The organism is Pseudomonas sp. S2_F07, from assembly GCF_054668325.1.
Genome location: NZ_CP162758.1, coordinates 562,145 through 582,186 on the forward strand (window position 1 = coordinate 562,145; position 20,042 = coordinate 582,186).

The following is a 20,042-nucleotide window of genomic DNA, read 5'->3' on the forward strand; positions in this document are numbered from 1 at the left end:
TCAGGCTTTGTCGGTCAGGTTTTTGCCGATCATCCGCACCAGGATGATCGCGGCGATGTTGGCGATGACCACGGCGATCAGGCCGCCCGCCGAGGCCATGCCGACATCGAACTGCACCAGCGCCTGGTTGTAGATCAGGTAGGCGAGGTTGGTCGAGGCGTAGCCGGGGCCGCCGTTGGTGGTGGTGAAGATTTCGGCGAACACCGAGAGCAGGAAGATGGTTTCGATCATCACCACCACCGCAATCGGCCGCGCCAGGTGCGGCAGGGTCAGGTGCCAGAAAATCGCGATGGGCCCGGCACCGTCCAGGCGCGCGGCTTCTTTCTGTTCCTGGTCGAGGGACTGCATGGCGGTCATCAGGATCAGGATCGCGAAGGGCAGCCATTGCCACGAGACAATGATGATGATCGACAGCAGCGGGTAGTGCGCCAGCCAGTCCACCGGTTGCGCGCCGAACAGCTTCCAGACGTAGGCGAGAATCCCCGATACCGGATGGAAGATCAGGTTCTTCCAGATCAGTGCGCCTACCGTGGGCATGATGAAGAACGGCGAGATCAACATCACCCGCACGATGCCGCGACCGAAAAACTCACTGGCCTCCAGCAATGCACTGATCAGCACGCCGAGCACCACACTGATCAGCAGCACGCTGCCCACCAGCAACAGGGTGTTGGTGGCGCCGGGCAGGAAGCCCGAGTCGGTGAGGAAGTAGGTGAAGTTTTCCAGGCCGACGAACTCGTTTTCGCCGGGATTGAGCAAGTTGTAGCGAATCGTCGAGAAGTAGACGGTCATACCCAGCGGTACGATCATCCACAACAGCAGCAAGGCCACCGAAGGGCTGACCAGGAACCAGCCGGGATTGAACACACGGCTTTTGTGCTGCGGCTGGGCAATGTCCATGTGAGCTTTTGCAGTTGATGTATTCATGGCGTTAAACCGATTGGGTACACATATATGTTCAGGACAGAAATCATTCCTGGCATCGACGCGGTCCCTGTGGGAGCGGGCTTGCCCGCGATGGCGATTGAGCAGCCAACATCTATGTTGAATGTGACTGCCTCATCGCGGGCAAGCCCGCTCCCACAGGGAAGGGGACTGCTTACTTGGGATAACCCGCGCGCTTCATTTCGCGTTCAGTGGTTTGCTGGGCCGCCGCCAACGCCTGGTCGACCGTGGTCTGGCCGATCAGCGCCGCCGAGAAGGATTTGCCGACTTGGGTACCAATGCCCTGGAACTCGGGAATGGTCACCAACTGGATGCCGATGTAAGGCACGGGCCTGGCGCCCGGCTTGCCCGGGTCCGCGGCCTTGAGCGATTCCAGCGTCACCTTGGCGAATGGCGCGGCGCTCATGTACGCCTCGCTGTAGGTCGAGGCGCGGGTGCCCGGCGGCACGTTGGCGATGCCGTCTTTTTGCGCGACCAGAGCGCCGTATTCCTTGGACGTGGCCCAGGCGCTGAAGGTTTTCGCCGCGTCCTTGGCCTTGGAACTGGTCGGAATGGCCAGCGCCCATGAGTACAACCACGCCGAGCCCTTGTCAGTGACCTGATGCGGCGCATAGGTGAAGCCGACGTGATCGGTGACCTTGCTCTGGGACTTGTCGGTGACGAACGATCCGGCGACGCTGGCATCGACCCAGATCGCGCATTTGCCGCTGTTGAACAACGCGAGGTTTTCATTGAAACCGTTGCTCGACGCCCCCGGCGGGCCGGATTTCTTCATGGTGTCGACATAGAAGTTCAGCGCGTTTTTCCATTCGGGACCGTTGAATTCCGGCTGCCACTTTTCATCGAACCAGCGCGCGCCATAGGCGTTGGCCACGGTGCTGATCAGCGCCATGTTCTCGCCCCAGCCAGCCTTGCCCCGCAGGCATATGCCGTACTGTTCCTGCCCGGGTTTGTTCAGTTTGGCGGCGAATTCACCAATCTGCTCCCAGGTCGGGCGCTCGGGCATGGTCAGGCCGGCATCCTTGAACAGGTCGGTGCGGTAGTAGGTGATCGAGCTTTCGGCGTAGAACGGCAGGGCGTACAGCGTGCCTTTGACCGACAGGCCTTCGCGCACCGATGGGAACACATCGTCGAGGGCATAGCTGGCCGGCAAATCCTTCATCGGCTCCAGCCAGCCCTTGGCGCCCCAGAGTGCGGCTTCGTACATGCCAATGGTCAGCACATCGAACTGTCCGCCCTGGGTGGCGATGTCGGTAGTCAGGCGCTGGCGCAGGACGTTTTCTTCGAGGACCACCCAATTGAGCTTGATGTCCGGATGCTCGGCCTCGAAGGTTTTCGAGAGTTTTTGCATGCGGATCATGTCGCTGTTGTTGACGGTGGCGATGGTCAGGGTCTGTGCGCCAAGGCTGACGCTGCTCAGGGTCATGCAGGTGAGGGCAAGCAGGGCTTTTACCGAAGGTTGCATCGTGCACTCCTTTTCTGCACCCGGCGGGAAACAGAAGGACAGTTATTGTTTTTGTGTCTTCCTGCGCAGGGAAGAATCTGTGCTGATTACATCCTTCAATGGCAGGCGAGACAAATCATCCATCGCACTTTGATCGATACTTTTTTGCACTGAGGTTTTACGGGGTAGACGCAGGGAAGGGCTTTTCAGCGAAGGAGGGGTATTGAATCCGTACAGGTTTGAGGGGGTAACGCTGTACCTGTGGGAGCGAGCAAGCCCGCTCCCACAGGGATTTGAGGTGTGACTTCAGCCCAGGTTTTGCTCGGTCAACCGCTGCACCACCAAGCGCCGGTAGTGAGAAGGCGTCATGCCCTTGAGTTGCTGGAAGCGCCGGTTGAAGTTGGAAATATTGTTGAAGCCCGATTCGAAGCAGACATCGGTCACCGGCTTGTTGCCATCGGCCAGCAACTCGCAGGACTTGCTGATGCGCAGGCGATTGACGAACTCGATGAAATTGCGCCCGGTGGCCTGCTTGAATACCCGGCTGAAATACGTCGGTTTCATGCCCAGGTGCTCGGCGACTTCCTCCAGCGTCAAGTCCCGGGCGTAATGGGCGAAGATGTAATCCACCGCGCGGTTGGTGCGATCGATGTTGTGTTCGTCGGCCAGTTGCGGGGTCGTGGCGCCAGAGAGCAATTGGTAGTCGTCGGTGGCCGCGAGCAACTCCAGCAGAATGAAAAAATTCCCGAGACGGGTCACACCGGTCGTGTCGGCGATGCGCTGCATCAGATCCATCGCCTTGGCGATGGTGTGCTTGCAGCGAAACTCGATGCCGTACTGCGCACGCTCCAGCAGCGGTGCCAGGGCCTTGAGTTCGGCGAACACCTGATAGCCGCTGTCGAACAACTCGTCGGTGAAGTTGACCAGCATGTCGCGTTTTGGCACCACTTCATCCTCGGCCACCTGACTGATCCAGTTGTGGGGCAGGTTGGGGCCGGTCAGGAACAGGGTTTGCGGATAGAAGTTGCCGATGTAGTCGCCGATGAACACCTTGCCGGAACTGGCGACGATCAGGTGCAGCTCGTATTCCTTGTGGAAATGCCAGCGCACCAACGGGCAGGGGAAACCGTGCTGGCGATAGATGATGGACAAGCCGTTGTGGTCGTCCATCAACTCGTAGGAAGGATCGGTGACTCTGGCGGTGCGGGTCATGTCAGGGCGCTTTTGTAGTTATCCCGCCCGGATCATGCCTCTTGACGCAGGGCCAGCGCTACTACCGCCGGTGCGTCTGTTCATGCAAGGCACGGCCGTAAACCGCTTTCATGCTGGTGGCACTCCAGCAATAACGGACGATGTCGGACTCGTCGAAAAAGTCGGTGCTGATGATGCTGCAACGCGTCACCCAGTTTCCCGTGGTGTTGAACCAGTCGTTGATTTGCCGCTTGATATTCCCGGGCCCACCGAGCAGCGAGTAGGTGGTCGCGGACAGTAACCAGAGGAAAGTTTCGTAAGGCGCATCTTCCAGGGTCTGCGCGATGTAGCGTTGCAGTTCGGCTGGCGCGGAGAACCTGTTGTCGCGCCATTTGTGCGGGATGCGTGGCCAGAAGTATTCGCCATCGAGTTCTGGCCCGGCGGGTGCCGCCATGATCACCCGGCGATGCTGGCTGGCGCTTTTCAGTTCTCCCACTGTTTTGAGTCCGTCGCCGGGTAGGACGGCTCGCAGCCCGAGGCGACGCACGAGCCAGTCATTGAGCCGTTGATGATCGAAAGGTTTATTGCCATCGGCCAGTTGATGGAAGTCCAGCACGATGAATTCGTCCGGGTTGCGATCGAGGAACAGCAACACCGCGTCGATCAGGTCGTCCAGGACGCGATGCGAGCGATAGCCGTTGTGATGAAAGTGGAAGCCCGATCGAGCCGCTCCGGCCCTGTAGCCCAGACGGATGTCGAAGGCGCGGGCGCCGTTGGCCAGTTGCCAGGAAAACGTGTCGTTCTGACAGGCGGTCCAGTTGCCGGTCACGACGTCGTAGTTCGGCGCTTTCTTGTCCATGCCGGCGTTATGCACGCCAGGCCAGACGATATCGGTGAGTTTGAGTTGATCGATCTCGAGGGTGTTGCTCATCCAGGTTTGCTTGTCGAGCAAACCATGCGTGTTGCGGGTCATGGCCATTCCTTGTGCGAAACACCCCCGTCCATGGGGTGTGAAGCGCTCAGGTTAACCGGTCGGGCACAGCAACGGCGGTAACTATGTATTGCACAAGAAAAGTGGGCTACTCCTGATTCAGCCGGTTCTTCGCCTCAATCCATTGCGCCATGTATTGAGTGCTCTTGTGCTGGTGATGACGCAACATGCTGCCGGTAAAGTTATCTCGTCGTATGTTTGCCAGATCCCGCTGGCAATCGACCAGCCGCTGGATCAACGCCGGGCCATGAACGGATTTGCGGTAGCGGCCGGCCAGCAGGGTTTGCCCGTGCGCCTGGGCGTCAAGCCAGCGCGTCTTGTCGTTGTGCAGTTGCACGGCATGATCGGCGAACTCCCGTGCCGAACGGGTCACTGCGCCTGGCCATGCCTCTTCGCCATGCATCGCCTCGGCACCCACTGGCGTCGTCACATTCGGTGTGCCACAGAGCATCGCATCGACAATCTTGCCCTTGATTCCCGCGCCAAAACGCAGAGGCGCCATGCAGACCCGCGCCGACGACATGACTTGCAGAGCGTCTTCTGCCCAGTTCATCACATGAAAACCTTGGGCCGGGTTATGCAGGGCCGTCGCCTTGGGTGGTGTGTAGGCACCGTAGATATGCAATTGAGCGCCGGGTATCTGCTCGCGAATCAGCGGCCAAATAGCGGTTTTCAACCAGAGCACGGCATCCCAGTTGGGCGCGTGGCGAAAGTTACCGATATGAAGAAAGTGTGCCCGGTCTTCAAAGGGTACCGGCGCACGGGTCGGAACATCGACCATCAACGGGCACCAGTGCAACAGGTTGCGCGCAAACCTGAACTGCTCGACCAGCAATTCGATTTCCACTTCGGAAACCATCAGCGTCAAATCACAACGATAGAACGAGGCGATCTCGCGCTTCGCCATATCGGTATCGGCCATGTGTTCGAACTCTTCACGCGACGCGGGGGCGAACAGATCGCTGAAGTCGTTGTTGTCGTCACTGGTCTTCAAACGCTCCTTGAGGCGTTGATGCCGGCCCTGCCTGAGGCTTTGCAGGTCGCAGCTTTCGAGTACGCGCAAGGCATCGGGGCAATGCTTCTCGACTCGCCAGCCGAACTGTTCCTCCATCATGAATTGATCGAACAGCACGATGTCCGGCGCCAGTTCGCTGATGAAAGCATCGAAACTGCTGTTGTTCAGTTCGATGGGGACTTCGCGGATACCCAACGCAGTAAGGTCTGCGCGTTGCTCGCCGAAGCCTGCCGGGCTGCTGAACGTGATGTCCCAGCCTTGTTCCAGGAAAACCTCGAGAATCTGCATGACATGCCCACTGGCCGCCGAAGAACGGGGCTCGGGCCAGACGTAACCAATGACCAGGACTTTGGTTGCGCGGGACTCAATCATGTACGGGCGTTCCTTGAAGCGAAGACAGGGCGGGGATGAAAAAGGCGCGCATTAAACCACAGCGCAGCCCAGGGTCACCCGAGAATGCTTTTGACCTTGTCGCGCAACTGATCAATGGAGAAGGGTTTGCCGATCACGTGCATGTCGACAGGGACTTCGATGCTTTCGGCATAGCCGCTGGCAAACAGGATGGGCAGGTTGGGACGTAACGTGCGGGCAAGGGTGGCCAGTTCACGTCCGTCCATGACCGGCAGGCCAACATCCGTCATCATCAGGTCAATGTGTAGGTTCACATCCTTGAGGGTCTCCAGCGCCTGTTCGCTGCCATCGGCTTCCAGCACCTTGAACTCCAGTTCCTCCAGTACATCGACGATCAGCATGCGCACGATGGCATCGTCTTCGACGACGAGGATGGTGGAGGCGTTGGCGGATGACATGGTCGAATTCCCGAAAAAGATTGGTATTGCCGGTCGCAGGAGATCACCGGCCTCTTGCATGAGTAAGTGGTGGATCCCGACAAGTTCCCAGCACGTTGGAAAAAGCTTTCACGGCGCAGGAAAGGCAAGGATAGCGCGGACACAGCGTAATTAGGACCTTGCGCGCAAACATGTCAGATAATTGGATCGATGTGCCAGTTTTGGGGCAAACTCCTTGCATCCTGACAGTTCGACAAGGCCTGCCCCATGACCTCAGCGTCCTCGGTTGATGAGCAACGATTTCGTAAACTCCTGAGCCGTAACATCAGCCTGCCGTTGGGGCTGGGTTTCATCAGCGCCGTGTTCTTCGTCTCGCTGATCAGCTATTTGTTGTCGACGATCCAGTGGGTGGAGCACACCGACCGGGTGATCAATAACGCCAATGAAGCGGTCAAGCTGACCGTGGATCTGGAAACCGGGATGCGCGGTTTCCTGCTCAGTGGCGATGAACATTTCCTCGACCCCTACGAAACCGCCAAGCCGCGCATCGCCGTGGCGCTCAACACCTTGCTCGAACTGACTGACGACAACCCGGTGCAGACCGACCGCTTGTTGCGGTTGCAGGCCTTGCAGCAGGAGTGGGCGAGCTACGCACAATCGATGATCGATTTGCAGCGCAGCAGCGGCGATTATCGCGCCGTGGTCAAGGCCGGACGCGGCAAACGCCTGACCGATGAAATTCGCAAGCAGTTCGAGGCGGTGATCGACACCGAGCAACAGTTGCGCGCATCGCGCAATGATGAAGTGCGGCGCACCACGATTATGAGCATCAGCCTCTACCTGTTGCTCATAGCCGGGGTCAGCGGGTTGCTGGCGTATGTCGGGCGTCGCGACTTGATGACCCTGTCGCAGAACTACAGCGTCAACCTTGCCGGCCAACAGGCCAGCGCCCATCGTCTGGAGCAACAGGCCTGGCTGCGCAACGGCCAGACCGAACTGGCCGAGCAGGTATTGGGGCAATTGAGCCTGGCCATGCTCGGTCGCAACATCCTGCAATTCTGTGCGCAGTACCTGGGCAGCGCCGTGGCGGCCATTTATGTGCGCGAAGACCACGGCGGCCTCAAGCGCATCGCCACCTACGGGTTTTCCCGTGAACAGGAAGAGCGTGAACAGCAGATCTACAGCGACGAAGGTATTGTCGGCCAGGTGGCGCAACAGGCACGGCTGATTCGCCTGGACGAGGTGCCGGGGGATTATTTCAAGGTCTGCTCCGGCCTCGGTGACGGCTTGCCCCGCAGTGTGCTGGTGGTGCCCACCAGCGACGACGAGCGGGTCAATGGCGTGATCGAGTTGGGCTTCCTGCGTCCACTGACCGACCGTGACGTTGAATTGCTTGAGTTGATAGCCGGCAACATCGGCACCTCGATCGAGGCGGCACGCTATCGCCAGCGTTTGCAGGAGGTGTTGGCCCAAACCCAGCAACTCAACGAAGAATTGCAGGTTCAGCAGGAAGAACTCAAGACCGCCAACGAAGAACTCGAGGAGCAGTCGCGGATTCTCAAGGAGTCCCAGGCACACCTGGAAACCCAGCAGGTGGAGCTGGAGCAGACCAACGAACAACTCGCCGAGCAGGCAGAAATACTGGCCGAACAACGCGACGCCATGGACCTGAAGAATACCGAACTCAATCAGGCCCAGATCCAGCTCGAAGAGCGCGCGGTAGAACTGCAGCGATCGAGCAAATACAAGTCCGAATTCCTCGCCAACATGTCCCACGAGTTGCGCACGCCGCTCAACAGCTCGTTGATCCTGGCCAAGCTGCTGGCGGAAAATCCGGAAGAAAACCTCACCGCCGAGCAAGTGAAGTTCGCCGAGTCGATCTACTGCGCCGGCAATGACTTGCTCCACCTGATCAACGACATTCTGGATATCTCCAAAGTCGAGGCCGGCAAGCTGGAGATCCATCCGGAGAACACCAGCGTGGCGCGTCTGGTGGATGGCCTGCGCGGCCTGTTCCAGCCATTGGCCATGGACAAGCAGCTGGATTTCCAGGTGGATATTCAGGACGGCGCACCGCTGATGCTATTCACCGACCGCCAGCGCCTGGAGCAAGTGCTCAAGAACCTGTTGTCCAACGCCGTGAAATTCACGGAAAGCGGCAGCGTCAGCCTATCCGTCGCCTCGGCGCCGAACGACGGCATCGCGTTCAGCATCGGCGATTCCGGGATCGGCATCGAGGTGGATCATCACGAAAGCATCTTCGAAGCGTTCCGTCAGGCCGATGGCACCACCAACCGGCGCTACGGCGGCACGGGGCTGGGTTTGTCGATCTCCCGAGACCTGGCGGCCTTGCTCGGCGGCTCCATCAGCGTGACCAGCACGCCGGGGCAGGGCAGTGTATTTACCCTGGTCTTGCCGCGGCAGTACGTGGAACCGGGCGAAGTGCCTGTCGAACCGATGCGAGCCGCTCCAGTGGTGGCGGCGTCGAGTGTGCCGACGCCCACGTTGTCGCCACGGGTGGCCGAAGTCGACATTCCGCGTTTCGATGACGATCGCAACAAGGGTCCGTTCACCACCCGCTGCATTCTGGTGGTGGAGGATGAGCCGAACTTTGCCCACATCCTCTACGATCTGGCCCATGAACTGGGTTATCAATGCCTGGTGGCCCATGGTGCCGATGAAGGCTACGAGCTGGCCAAGGCGTTCATCCCCGATGCGATCCTGCTGGATATGCGCCTGCCGGATCATTCCGGCCTGACCGTGCTGCAACGTTTGAAGGAGCACGCCGAAACCCGACACATTCCGGTGCATGTGATTTCAGTCGAAGACCGGGTCGAGGCGGCGATGCACATGGGTGCCATTGGCTATGCGGTCAAACCGACCAGCCGCGAGGAACTCAAGGAGGTGTTTGCACGCCTCGAGGCCAAGCTGACCCAGAAGGTCAAGCGCGTGCTGCTGGTCGAGGACGATGACTTGCAGCGCGACAGCATTGCCCGCCTGATCGGCGACGATGACATCGAGATCGCCGCCGTTGGCCTGGCGCAGGAGGCGCTGGACCTGCTGCGCACGTCGGTCTTCGATTGCATGATCATCGACCTCAAGTTGCCGGACATGCTCGGCAATGACCTGCTCAAGCGCATGTCCACCGAAGACATCTGCTCCTTTCCACCGGTCATCGTCTATACCGGGCGCAACCTGACCCGGGATGAAGAAGCCGAACTGCGCAAGTATTCGCGTTCGATCATCATCAAGGGCGCACGCTCGCCAGAGCGGTTGCTGGATGAGGTGACGCTTTTTCTGCACAAAGTCGAATCACGGTTGTCCCATGATCGACAGAAGATGCTCAAGGTTGCCCGCAGCCGCGACAAGGTCTTTGAAGGCCGCAAGGTGCTGCTGGTGGATGACGATGTGCGCAACATTTTCGCCCTCACCAGTGCGCTGGAGCATAAGGGCGCAGTCGTGGTCATTGGCCGCAATGGCCGCGAAGCGATAGAACGACTCAATGAGGTGCAAGACATCGATCTAGTGTTGATGGACGTGATGATGCCGGAAATGGATGGTTTTGAAGCCACCGTTGAAATCCGCAAGGACCCGCGCTGGCGCAAGCTGCCGATCATCGCGGTGACGGCCAAGGCCATGAAGGACGATCAGGAGCGCTGCCTGCAGGCCGGCGCCAACGATTACCTGGCCAAGCCCATTGACCTCGATCGCCTGTTTTCGCTGATCCGTGTGTGGTTACCGAAGATGGAACGGATCTAGTGGAGCGCAATTTCCCAGTGGAGCGAAACAGCGAAATCGAACTGCGGTTGTTGATCGAGGCGATCTATCTCAAATACAGCTACGATTTTCGCGATTACTCCGGCGCTTCGATCAAGCGCCGGGTCAACCATGCGTTGAGCCAGTTGGAGTGCAACACCATCTCGGCATTGCAGGATAAGGTCCTGCACGATCCCGCCGCGTTCATGCAACTGCTGCAATTGCTGACCATTCCGGTCAGCGAGATGTTTCGCGACCCCTCGCACTTCCTGGCCATCCGCAAGGAAGTGGTGCCGTTGCTGCGAACCTATCCCTCGATCAAGGTCTGGATCGCTGGATGCAGCACCGGAGAAGAGGTGTATTCAATGGCCATTCTGCTGCGCGAAGAAGGCCTGCTGGACCGCACGATCATCTATGCGACCGATATCAATCCGCGCTCGCTGGAAAAGGCCAAGCAAGGGATTTTCTCGATGGAGAACGTCCGCGCCTACACTGCTAATTACCAGCAGGCCGGTGGCCAGAGTTCGTTTGCCGACTACTATACGGCGGCCTATGGGTACGCGATTTTCGACAAGACACTGCGCGAGAACGTGACCTTCGCCGATCACAGCCTGGCGACGGACAGCGTATTCTCGGAAACTCAATTAATTTCATGCCGTAACGTATTGATTTATTTTAATAAAAAACTTCAGGATCGGGCATTCGGACTGTTTCATGAGTCCCTCTGTCATCGCGGTTTTTTGGTGCTGGGCAGTAAGGAAACCCCGGATTTCTCAGCCTTCGGCGATCAGTTCGAGCCGTTGGTCAAACAAGAACGGATTTATCGAAAAACATGAACAGTGCAAGGAAATTACCGGCGATCGAAGCGATCGTGATCGGTGCCTCCGCCGGTGGCGTCGAGGCGCTGTTGAGCATCCTCGGCCCGCTGCGCGTAGGCTTCGCACTGCCGATCATTGTCGTGCTGCACATGCCGGACGAGCGCCGCAGCCAGCTGGCGGACGTGTTTTCCCGCCGGGTTGCCCTGCCGGTGCGGGAGGCCTGCGACAAGACCCCGGTCGAGGCCGGCACGCTGTATTTCGCCGCGCCCGGTTATCACCTGTCAGTGGAGCGGGACCGCAGCTTTTCGCTGAGCCTGGAGCCTCGGTTGCATCATTCGCGACCCGCCATCGATTACCTGTTCGAATCGGCCGCCGATGCGTACGGCGCCCATCTGGCTGCAGTGTTGCTTACCGGCGCCAACCGCGATGGCGCGCGCGGCCTGGCTCAGGTCAAGCAGCGCGGTGGCATGACCATCGTGCAGGACCCGCAGGAGGCTCAGGTTGCCACCATGCCCCAGGCCGCGCTGGACATGCACCAGCCGGACCACATACTTCCTGTACGCGGCATCGGCCGTTTGCTTGTCGAGCTGGAACGAATCGCATGTTGAGTAATATCCAGGCCAAACTGCTGATCGTGGACGATCTGCCGGAGAATCTGCTGGCGCTCGAAGCGCTGATCAAGCGTGAAGACCGCATCGTGTACAAGGCGCTGTCCGCCGACGAAGCCTTGTCCCTGCTGTTGGAACACGAGTTCGCCTTGGCCATCCTCGATGTGCAGATGCCCGGCATGAATGGCTTCGAGCTGGCCGAGTTGATGCGCGGCACGGAAAAGACCAGGAACATCCCGATCGTTTTTGTCAGCGCCGCCGGGCGTGAACTGAACTATGCATTCAAGGGCTATGAAAGCGGAGCCGTGGACTTCCTGCACAAGCCGCTGGACGTCCAGGCGGTCAAGAGCAAGGTCAATGTGTTCGTCGACCTGTATCGCCAGAGCAAGGCGATGAAGGAACAAGTGCTGGCCCTTGAGCAAAGCCGCCGCGAACAGGAAGCGCTGCTCGAGCAACTGCAAAACACCCAGCTGGAACTGGAGCAGGCGGTGCGCATGCGCGATGACTTCATGTCCATCGTCGCCCATGAAGTGCGAACGCCGCTCAACGGTCTGATCCTTGAGACCCAGCTGCGCAAGATGCACCTGGCCCGGGACAACGCCGCCGCCTTCACCCTGGACAAGATGCATGCCATGGTCGACCGCGACGAGCGGCAGATCAAAAGCCTCATTCGCTTGATCGAAGACATGCTCGATGTCTCGCGCATCCGTACCGGCAAGTTGTCGATCCGGCCCAAGCGCGTTGATCTTTCGACGCTGGTTCGCGACGTGCTGCACAACTTCTCCCAGCAGATCGACGCCGCAGAGGCTTCGGTTTCGCTCGATGCCGTGCAACCGGTGATCGGAAACTGGGATGAGTTTCGTATTGAACAGGTCATTTCCAACCTGTTGACCAACGCCTTGCGCTACGGGGCCAAGAGCCCGATCGCGGTGAAGGTCTACAGTGAGGGTGGCCAGGCACTGGTGGATGTTCAGGATCAAGGGATCGGCATCAGCGAGGAAAACCAGAAGCGGATCTTCCAGCAGTTCGAGCGGGTATCGGCCAGGCACGCCGTCGCCGGACTGGGTCTGGGATTGTTTATTTCTGAGCAGATTGTGGCCGCCCATGGCGGTACTATTACCGTCCAGAGCAGGATTGGCGAAGGCGCCTTGTTTCGCGTTTGTCTGCCGCTGTAGGAAAACAGCCAGGTAAACGCAACCTCTGATCGACACCACGGTCGTATCAGCAGCAATTGACCGAACAAAGGCTTCCCATGAGCGAAGATGCACAAGATGTAGTACTCGTCGTCGAGGACGATCCCTCGATTCTGATGGTGCTGTCCGCTTATCTGTCGGGCGAGGGTTACCGCGTGTTGCAGGCCGAAAACGGCGAGCAGGCTTTCGAGATCCTGGCGAGCAAACCGCACCTGGACATGATGATCACCGACTTCCGCCTGCCCGGGGGAATCTCCGGCGTGCAGATCGCCGAGCCCGCCGTGAAGCTGCGACCGGAGCTCAAGGTGATTTTCATCAGTGGCTATGCCCAGGAAATCCGTGAGACCGACAGCCCGATCACCCGCAAGGCGCCGATCCTCGACAAACCCTTCGATCTGGATAAATTGCAGGAACTGATGCAGGACATGCTTTCCTGAGCGCTCAGGCGCTGATCATCTCCCTGACCTTCGCCGTCAACAGGTCGAAGGTAAACGGTTTGGTGATCATCTGCATGCCCGGATCAAGGAACCCGCCGCGCACTGCGGCGTGCTCGGCGTAGCCGGTGATGAACAGCACCCTGAGGTCGGGTCGCAGTTGCCGGCCGATTTCCGCCAGTTGCCGGCCATTCATGCCGGGCAGGCCGACATCGCTGATCAGCAGGTCGATGCGCTGGGCCGAGTCGAGTATCGGCACCGCGCTATCGCCATCACAGGCCTCGACGTAGGCATACCCCAGGTCGCTCAACACCGTGCTGACCAGCACCCGCACCGCCGGGTCGTCCTCGACGATCAACACCGTCTCGCCATGCTTGGCCAAAGGTGAATGTTCGACGTCCAATGGACGCTCCAGGGGCAGGTCTCCACTAAAGCGTGGCAGGAACAGGCTCACCGTGGTGCCTTCGCCCACGACGCTGTGGATGGCGACGTGACCTCCCGACTGCTTGCTGAAACCATAGATCATCGATAACCCCAGCCCGGTGCCCTGGCCGATGGGCTTGGTGGTGAAGAAGGGGTCGAAGGCGCGGTTGATGGTGCTTTGCGGCATGCCACAGCCGGTGTCGGTGACGCTGAGCACCACGTAGTCACCCGCATCGAGACTGTTCTGGCCCTGGGTGAAGTCCTCGTCAAAGTGCTGGTTCGCGGTCGAGACCAGCAGCCGTCCGCCATTGGGCATGGCATCGCGTGCATTGATCACCAGGTTGAGCAGGGCGCTTTCCAGTTGATTGGGGTCGGCTTCGGCCACCCACAGTTGCTCGTCCAGTTGCATGTCCAGGCGAATGGTTTCGTTGATGCTGCGTTGCAGCAGTTCATCCATGGAGATCACCAGACTGTTCATCTCCACGGGTTTCGAATCCAGCGACTGGCGCCGGGAAAACGCCAGCAGGCGGTGGGTCAGGCCCGCCGCGCGGTTGGCCGACGTCACCCCCAGGTCGATCAGGCTGTCGAGGTCTTCGGTTCGCCCCCGGGCCAGGCGTCGGCGCAACAACTCCAGACTGCCGATGATACCGGTCAGCATGTTGTTGAAGTCATGGGCGATGCCGCCGGTGAGCTGGCCGACGGCTTCCATTTTCTGCGACTGACGCAATGCCTCTTCGTTGTGACGCAGTTGCGCCGTGCGCTCTTCCACCTGTTGCTCAAGGGTTTCGAGGGTATTCTGCAGGCGCAATTCGCTCTGGCTCAGGTCGATCAGCCGGTCCCTGGCTTCATACTGTCGTCGCCGCCCGCGCAGGGCCGTGGTGACCAGGCTGATCAGTGTGACCGGGTGAAACGGCCGCTCAAGGAAGGTGACGTTGCCCAATTGCGGGCCGAAGCGTGATGCCAGGTCCTGTTGCGGGCCACCGTGGTGCGTCATCACCACGATCGGCAGATCCGACCAGGCGGGCTGGTGTTCGATCAGGCGGATCAGCGGTTCCAGATCGGCACCCAATAGTGCCTCGGAGGAGATCAGCAGCAGGCCGGCCCCCTGTTCCAGTTCGGCGCACAATCCTGGCAGGTCGGAGCTGATCACCCCGTGAAACCCGGCCTCGTTGAGCATCATCAGGGCGATCTGGCCATCGCGCCCTCGCGGTGCAAGGATGATTGTGCGTTCGGGCGTGGCTAGCATGGCCGTCACCGGATTTCATCCGCGAGCAACGGGTTGCTGGCCCCGAGATAGGTGGGGACGCCACGCAATACGCCCTGGAAGGCTTCCAGCGGTTCGCCGATGGTCATGCCCAGGCCGCTGATGCGGTATTCACGGATGGTCGACTCATGGCTGCCGGTACGCTTCTTGATGATCGAAATGGCCCGGCGCACCTTGCCCAGGGCTTCGAAGTAACGCAGCAGAATGACCGTATCGGCCAGGTAAGTGATGTCCACCGGCGCCTGCATATCGCCGACCAGGCCGTGCTGGGCCACCGTCATGAAGGTCGCGGCGCCTTGGCGATTGAGGTACAGCAGCAACTCGTGCATGTGCAGCACCAGGGCGTTTTCTTCCGGCATCGCCGCCTGATAGCCGTTGATGCTGTCGATCACCACAGTCTTGATATTGCCTTCGTCAACGCAGCGCCGGACCCGGTGGGAGAACTCGCCGGGGGACAGTTCAGCCGCGTCCACTTGTTCGATCAGCAAATTGCCGCTGTCTTGCAGGGCCTGCAGGTCGATGCCGATGTTCTTCATGCGCTCGAACAGCAACCCCAACTCTTCATCGAAAATGAACAGCGCGGCTTTTTCGCCCCGGGCCACGGCTGCGGCGGCGAACACCATGGAGATCAGCGATTTTCCGGTCCCTGCCGGACCGAGGATCAAGGTGCTGGAACCGGTTTCGATACCACCGCCCAGCAGCGCATCCATTTCCCGGATGCCGCTGGTCAATTGCTGACGCAGGTATTGACCGCGATGTTCGGCGGCCACCAGGCGCGGGAATACATGCACGCCGTCGCCCATGATGGTGAAGTCATGGAAGCCGCCGCGGTACTTCTGGCCACGGTACTTGACCACGCGGATGCGACGTCGCTCGGCGCCGTAGTTTGGCGTCAGTTCTTCCAGGCGAATCACGCCGTGGGCCACGCTGTGCACGGTTTTGTCGAGGGACTCGGCGGTCAGGTCATCGAGCAGCAGCACTGTGGCGTCGTAACGCACGAAATAATGCTTGATGGCCAGAATCTGCCGGCGGTAGCGCAGCGAGCTTTGCGCCAGCAGGCGAATCTCCGAAAGGCTGTCCAGGACAACGCGGGTCGGCTTGACCCGCTCGACCACTTCGAAGATCTGGCGGGTGGCTTCGCCCAGTTCCAGGTCGGAGGAGTAGAGCAGTGTCTGCTGCTGTTCGGCATTGAGCAGGCTTTCCGGGGGCGTCAGCTCGAAGATATGGACGTTCTCGTCCATCTCCCAGCCATGGGACAAGGCGCCTTGGCGCAGTTCGCGTTCGGTCTCGGACAGCGTGATGTACAACGAGCGCTCACCGACTTGCGCGCCCGCCAGCAGGAAGTGCAGCGCCACGGTGGTCTTGCCGGTGCCCGGCTCGCCCTCGAGCAAAAACACATGTCCGCGGGACAATCCGCCGTCGAGGATATCGTCCAGACCTTCGATACCGGTGGCGGCCTTGGCTTGGTTCAAATCGTCGGATAGAGACAAACAAGCGTCCTCATATGGCCAGGGTCAACGAAGCAGCCGCTGCGAAGTGCCGCAACGGGCTGCTTGTTCACTTGACCCTTGGCCAGGACGACGGTTCAACGAAATTTCAGTCGGGGTCAAAGCCCTTGTTGCAACGCCGGATCATCGGGGTTCATCTGTTCGAGTTGGGCCAACAGGATCTGCACGTTTTGCAGCTGCCCGCTTTCCTTCCAGTAATTGATCAGCAGCACCCGGGCCTTGCGATCGTTCGGATGGCGCTGAACGACTTCCTGCAACTGGTTCTGTGCCGCTTCGAGCTCATGTTCACCGTGCAACGTGGTGGCCAGGTCGTAGCGGTAATCCCGGTTGTCAGGCTCAAGCTCTACGGCCTTGGACAGGCCGAGCAGGGCGAATTCGCTTTGCTCGTGATGCAGCAGCCAGAGCCCCAGCGCGTGTTGCAGGTAGGCCGAGTTGGGTTGTGTCTGCAGTTGCCTGGCCAACAGCTGCCGGGCGGCGTCGTTCTGGCCCTGTTTATCCAGCACCTCGATTTGCAGCACCAGCGCCGGCAGGTTCTCCGGCGCCAGGCGCAGGGTGTTATCCAGCGCCTGTTGCGCTTGCTTGAGCTCGGCGTTGTGCAGGTGCAACCGGGCCAGTTGGAACTGGTTTGCGGCGCTTTGCGGCTCGCTCTTGAGCACTTGTTCCCAGGCATCGATGGCTTGTTGCAGCGGCCCGAAATACAAACCCAGTTCATCCGGGGACAACCCCAGCAGCGCGTTGATCGCCGCCAGCCGCACGCTTTGTTCGCTGTCATCGAGCAATGGCCCCAGCAGCAGACTGCGCTGGCCGTTCGGTACCAGGCCACTGATACTCCTGATCGCCGCGATACGTACTTCGGGCGACTCGTTCTGCAAGTCGGCATCCGCCAGCTTCAGGGCCACCGAGCTTGGATAGTTGGGCAGCTCGGCATGCAACCAGATACGCCGCTTGGGGGACAGGTCCGGACGGGCCAATTGCTGGTAGAGCACCCGCGCGGCACCCGGTTGACCGCCCCGGGCAGCCGCCAGCGCTTCGCTGTAGCCATGCTGGATGGCTTCGGGAACCACCGGGGTGGTATCGCGCAGGGAGAACCACACAAGGCCGATGACGAGCAGGGCAAAGACGCTGATAAACAGGAGGCGGCGGGACTTGGGCATGCAGGAATCCGGAAGCTGGCAAGCTTTTGCAAAGGCGCCAGCTTCGGTCAGGCCAGGCTTTGAGTCAAACCTTGACGACGTTCACTGACGATTCAATGGACCAGCAAGCTGCGTCGACAGCAAAACCTCTCGAGGCAGCGCGGCAGTGACTACGCTTGCTGGAGGTGTCTCGACGGGTGCTTCCATGCAAGGGTTGTTACAGTACTTCAAGGCCATTCTCAACCCCGGGCCCGGGGTGTTGCTGTTTGCCCTGCGAACCATCGCAGCCGGATTGTTGACCCTGTACCTGGCGTTTTTGTTCGACCTGGACCAGCCCAAGTGGTCGATCATGGCCGTGGTCATCATCAGCCAGCCCCTTGGCGGCATGGTGCTGGCCCGCAGCTTTGGCCAGGTGATCGGCACCACGGTGGGCGCGGCCGTGGCGGTGCTGATCATGGCGATCTTTCCCCAGGCGCCGCTGCCGTTCATCACCACCCTGGCGCTGTGGCTGGCGCTGTGCACCGCCGGTGGCACCCTGTTGCGCTATACCAGTTCCGGGGCGTTTGTCCTCAGCGGCTACACCGCCGTGGTGGTGGCCTTGCTGGCGGTGCCGGACCCGGACGGCATGTTTTTGTTGGCGGTCACCCGTGTCACCGAGACACTGCTGGCGGTTGCCTGCGTGTGCGTGGTCAGCCTGCTCACCGCCAGGCCACAAGCCGTGGCCCGGGATTACTTCGCCAGGATCGATCAAATCACCCGTTTGCTGGCCACCCACGCCAGCGCCGTCATCCGCACCGAAGAGAGCGAAGCCGAGTTCCAGCAGCGGCAAATGCAGCTGCTGGGCCAGATCAGCGGCCTGGAAGGCGTGCGCCGGCACCTGTACTTCGATGCTCCGCGCTTGCGCAGTGCCAACGGTCTGGTGCAACTGTTGGGCAACCAATTGGTGCTATTGACCGCGCGGTTGACCGCCTTGCGCCACCAGCGACTGTTATTGACCGAGCGCTGGGAGGGCGAGTTGCCTGAAGAGATTCAACGGTTGCGCGGCGAAGAACTGGCCTTTCTCGATGAACTGGCGCGGGAGGGCCGTTCGCTGTCCAGTGACAAGCGCCAGCATTTCACTTCGCTGCAACAACGCTTTGATGAGCTGGCCTACAGGGCCGAACAATTGACCGAACCGCTGCCGGCCACCTTGCGTTCGCTGGCCTGGTCGCTGCGCTGGGAGCAGGCGCGTCTGTTGCAGCAATTGGAGCAGATTCTGGAATTGAGTGATGCCATCCAGAGCGGGCGACCGGCCAGCAGCGTGTATCGCGGGCGGGAAAACCCGCTGCACCTGGACTTCACCCTGGCGACCATGAATGCCGTCCGGGCCTTTTGCGCGCTGTTGATCGCCGGCCTGATCTGGATCGAAACCGGTTGGGACGGTGCCCGAGGCGGAATGGTGCTGGTGGGGATCCTGTGTTCGCTGATGTCGACGTTTCCCCGGCCGCTGCTGGCGGTGCAAAGCTATGCCAGGGGGTTCGGGCTGGCACTGGTGGCCTCGGCGCTCCTTCAGTTCATGTTTGTGCCGATGATCAGCAATTTCGAGATGCTGGCCTTGCTGCTGGCGCCCTTGCTCTACGCGGTCGCGGTGGGGCTGGCCAGTCCAGCCACCACCGGTACCGGCATTGGCCTGGGGCTCACGACCTTTCTGTTGCTCGGCCCGTTGAACGTGGGGATTGGGCAAAACACCGCCATCCAGTGGTTTGAGTTTGCGGGTGCCTATACCTGCGCGACCGCACTGGCGTTGAGTGTCTATGCGCTGGTCTTTCCGTTCATGCCGGATTTGCGCATGCGCCGGCTCCACAAAGAGAACGGCGAGCAGGTGTATGCCTTGCTGAAAACCTCGGCGAGCGATGAACAGCAGTTTGCCTTCGAGAGCCGCATGGTTGATCGCCTGACCATGATGCTGGGGCTGCTGCCGGCGACCCGGGAGCCACAATCCCGTGAGCTGTTTCAAGTCAGCCTGGCCTGCATGGCATTGGGTATTGCCTTGAATCAGCTCAGGCAGCAGGGGCAGAACAACGCATTGCTGACTCCTGATCTGCAAAGTCGCCTGTTTTCGACAGTCCGGGAAACCGGCAGGCTGGTCGCCGGCCGGCCCGGGGTCGAAGTGGCGCAGGTGCTCGATAGCCTGCACACCCTGGGCGACGACCTGGATGCCCTGCATACCGATGTTCATGAGCACTTGTGGTCGGTGTTCCGCATGCGTGTGGCGCTGTTGATCGTGGTGTCGTTCGTCGAACGCTATCGCGGCTACTTTCAACCATCAGGCCTTGAAGGAGACCCTGTCCTTGCCCATTGATCTTGAAGTGGGCGGTGCCTATCTGCCCCCGATTGCCCAGGCGCTGCTGCTGGGCCTGCCGATTTTCCTGCTGCTGGACTGGGCGTTGCGGCGCCTCGGCGTGCTGCAGTTCATCTGGCACGAGGCGTTGTTCGAAGGCGCGCTTTACGCCTGCGTCTGCGCCACGTTGATTCTGGTGATGGGAGCTTGA

General features: G+C 60.1%; 16 protein-coding genes. 7 read left to right on the forward strand and 9 right to left on the reverse strand.

Annotated features, from left to right (window positions below):
- The 6 genes from AB4O40_RS02490 to AB4O40_RS02515 all read right to left on the reverse strand — a co-directional run bounded on the left by AB4O40_RS02490 (position 1) and on the right by AB4O40_RS02515 (position 6,395).
- The gene (locus AB4O40_RS02490) at positions 1-900 is read right to left on the reverse strand and encodes a carbohydrate ABC transporter permease (protein ID WP_460058189.1); all 900 of its coding nucleotides are present in this window, start codon (positions 898-900) and stop codon (positions 1-3) included.
- A gap of 199 nt (positions 901-1,099) precedes the next feature.
- A complete protein-coding gene (locus AB4O40_RS02495) occupies positions 1,100-2,410 on the reverse strand; it encodes an ABC transporter substrate-binding protein (RefSeq protein ID WP_460056306.1) in 1,311 nt (436 codons plus the stop codon).
- 285 nt (positions 2,411-2,695) lie between these two features.
- Positions 2,696-3,601 carry an AraC family transcriptional regulator gene (locus tag AB4O40_RS02500; RefSeq protein ID WP_056724690.1) on the reverse strand — a complete coding sequence of 302 codons (906 nt, stop codon included), beginning with the start codon at positions 3,599-3,601 and terminating at the stop codon, positions 2,696-2,698.
- A gap of 61 nt (positions 3,602-3,662) precedes the next feature.
- The gene (locus AB4O40_RS02505; protein ID WP_460056303.1) at positions 3,663-4,553 is read right to left on the reverse strand and encodes a phospholipase; all 891 of its coding nucleotides are present in this window, start codon (positions 4,551-4,553) and stop codon (positions 3,663-3,665) included.
- 106 nt (positions 4,554-4,659) lie between these two features.
- The gene (locus tag AB4O40_RS02510; RefSeq protein WP_460056300.1) at positions 4,660-5,958 is read right to left on the reverse strand and encodes a glycosyltransferase; all 1,299 of its coding nucleotides are present in this window, start codon (positions 5,956-5,958) and stop codon (positions 4,660-4,662) included.
- Between the two features lie 74 nt (positions 5,959-6,032).
- Positions 6,033-6,395 (reverse strand): response regulator, encoded by a 363-nt coding sequence (locus AB4O40_RS02515; RefSeq protein WP_056724696.1) that lies wholly within the window; start codon positions 6,393-6,395, stop codon positions 6,033-6,035.
- Positions 6,396-6,641: 246 nt separating this feature from the next.
- Here AB4O40_RS02515 and AB4O40_RS02520 point away from each other — a divergent pair, with 246 nt between their 5' ends.
- The 5 genes from AB4O40_RS02520 (at position 6,642) to AB4O40_RS02540 (ending at position 13,186) form a co-directional block, all read left to right on the forward strand.
- Positions 6,642-10,133 carry a response regulator gene (locus AB4O40_RS02520; RefSeq protein WP_056724699.1) on the forward strand — a complete coding sequence of 1,164 codons (3,492 nt, stop codon included), beginning with the start codon at positions 6,642-6,644 and terminating at the stop codon, positions 10,131-10,133.
- Positions 10,133-10,966: a CheR family methyltransferase gene (locus AB4O40_RS02525; protein ID WP_056724701.1), complete on the forward strand. Its 834-nt coding sequence runs from the start codon at positions 10,133-10,135 to the stop codon at positions 10,964-10,966. The genes AB4O40_RS02520 and AB4O40_RS02525 overlap by 1 nt, the downstream gene beginning before the upstream one ends.
- Positions 10,963-11,556 (forward strand): chemotaxis protein CheB, encoded by a 594-nt coding sequence (locus AB4O40_RS02530; RefSeq protein WP_460056295.1) that lies wholly within the window; start codon positions 10,963-10,965, stop codon positions 11,554-11,556. Before AB4O40_RS02525 ends, AB4O40_RS02530 begins: the two co-directional genes overlap by 4 nt.
- Positions 11,550-12,731, forward strand: a complete 1,182-nt coding sequence (locus AB4O40_RS02535) for a hybrid sensor histidine kinase/response regulator (protein ID WP_409079032.1) — start codon at positions 11,550-11,552, stop codon at positions 12,729-12,731. The genes AB4O40_RS02530 and AB4O40_RS02535 overlap by 7 nt, the downstream gene beginning before the upstream one ends.
- A gap of 77 nt (positions 12,732-12,808) precedes the next feature.
- Positions 12,809-13,186: a response regulator gene (locus AB4O40_RS02540; RefSeq protein ID WP_007970583.1), complete on the forward strand. Its 378-nt coding sequence runs from the start codon at positions 12,809-12,811 to the stop codon at positions 13,184-13,186.
- Positions 13,187-13,190: 4 nt separating this feature from the next.
- On the opposite strand, the gene AB4O40_RS02545 is transcribed toward AB4O40_RS02540, so the two are convergent.
- The 3 genes from AB4O40_RS02545 to AB4O40_RS02555 form a co-directional block, all read right to left on the reverse strand.
- Positions 13,191-14,861 (reverse strand): response regulator, encoded by a 1,671-nt coding sequence (locus AB4O40_RS02545; protein WP_056724709.1) that lies wholly within the window; start codon positions 14,859-14,861, stop codon positions 13,191-13,193.
- Entirely contained in the window at positions 14,858-16,360 is a 1,503-nt protein-coding gene (locus AB4O40_RS02550; protein ID WP_460056287.1) for an ATPase domain-containing protein, read from the reverse strand. Before AB4O40_RS02550 ends, AB4O40_RS02545 begins: the two co-directional genes overlap by 4 nt.
- Before the next feature lie 116 nt (positions 16,361-16,476).
- Positions 16,477-17,532 (reverse strand): tetratricopeptide repeat protein, encoded by a 1,056-nt coding sequence (locus AB4O40_RS02555; RefSeq protein WP_460056284.1) that lies wholly within the window; start codon positions 17,530-17,532, stop codon positions 16,477-16,479.
- A 184-nt stretch (positions 17,533-17,716) separates the two neighbouring features.
- Between AB4O40_RS02555 and AB4O40_RS02560 the strand changes: the two genes are divergently transcribed.
- Both AB4O40_RS02560 and AB4O40_RS02565 read left to right on the forward strand, forming a co-directional pair.
- Positions 17,717-19,852: an FUSC family protein gene (locus tag AB4O40_RS02560; protein WP_056724715.1), complete on the forward strand. Its 2,136-nt coding sequence runs from the start codon at positions 17,717-17,719 to the stop codon at positions 19,850-19,852.
- Complete coding sequence (locus AB4O40_RS02565; protein ID WP_056724717.1) at positions 19,842-20,042, forward strand: DUF1656 domain-containing protein; 201 nt, start codon at positions 19,842-19,844, stop codon at positions 20,040-20,042. The genes AB4O40_RS02560 and AB4O40_RS02565 overlap by 11 nt, the downstream gene beginning before the upstream one ends.

What these genes read in the sequence shown, in the direction of transcription:
- AB4O40_RS02530 (WP_460056295.1), top strand. Translation starts at nt 10,963, where the DNA reads ATGAACAGTGCAAGGAAATTACCGGCGATCGAAGCGATCGTGATCGGT.
- AB4O40_RS02495 (WP_460056306.1), bottom strand. Translation starts at nt 2,410, where the DNA reads ATGCAACCTTCGGTAAAAGCCCTGCTTGCCCTCACCTGCATGACCCTG.
- AB4O40_RS02510 (WP_460056300.1), bottom strand. Translation starts at nt 5,958, where the DNA reads ATGATTGAGTCCCGCGCAACCAAAGTCCTGGTCATTGGTTACGTCTGG.
- AB4O40_RS02540 (WP_007970583.1), top strand. Translation starts at nt 12,809, where the DNA reads ATGAGCGAAGATGCACAAGATGTAGTACTCGTCGTCGAGGACGATCCC.
- AB4O40_RS02560 (WP_056724715.1), top strand. Translation starts at nt 17,717, where the DNA reads ATGCAAGGGTTGTTACAGTACTTCAAGGCCATTCTCAACCCCGGGCCC.
- AB4O40_RS02520 (WP_056724699.1), top strand. Translation starts at nt 6,642, where the DNA reads ATGACCTCAGCGTCCTCGGTTGATGAGCAACGATTTCGTAAACTCCTG.
- AB4O40_RS02500 (WP_056724690.1), bottom strand. Translation starts at nt 3,601, where the DNA reads ATGACCCGCACCGCCAGAGTCACCGATCCTTCCTACGAGTTGATGGAC.
- AB4O40_RS02490 (WP_460058189.1), bottom strand. Translation starts at nt 900, where the DNA reads ATGGACATTGCCCAGCCGCAGCACAAAAGCCGTGTGTTCAATCCCGGC.
- AB4O40_RS02515 (WP_056724696.1), bottom strand. Translation starts at nt 6,395, where the DNA reads ATGTCATCCGCCAACGCCTCCACCATCCTCGTCGTCGAAGACGATGCC.
- AB4O40_RS02555 (WP_460056284.1), bottom strand. Translation starts at nt 17,532, where the DNA reads ATGCCCAAGTCCCGCCGCCTCCTGTTTATCAGCGTCTTTGCCCTGCTC.
- AB4O40_RS02535 (WP_409079032.1), top strand. Translation starts at nt 11,550, where the DNA reads ATGTTGAGTAATATCCAGGCCAAACTGCTGATCGTGGACGATCTGCCG.
- AB4O40_RS02505 (WP_460056303.1), bottom strand. Translation starts at nt 4,553, where the DNA reads ATGACCCGCAACACGCATGGTTTGCTCGACAAGCAAACCTGGATGAGC.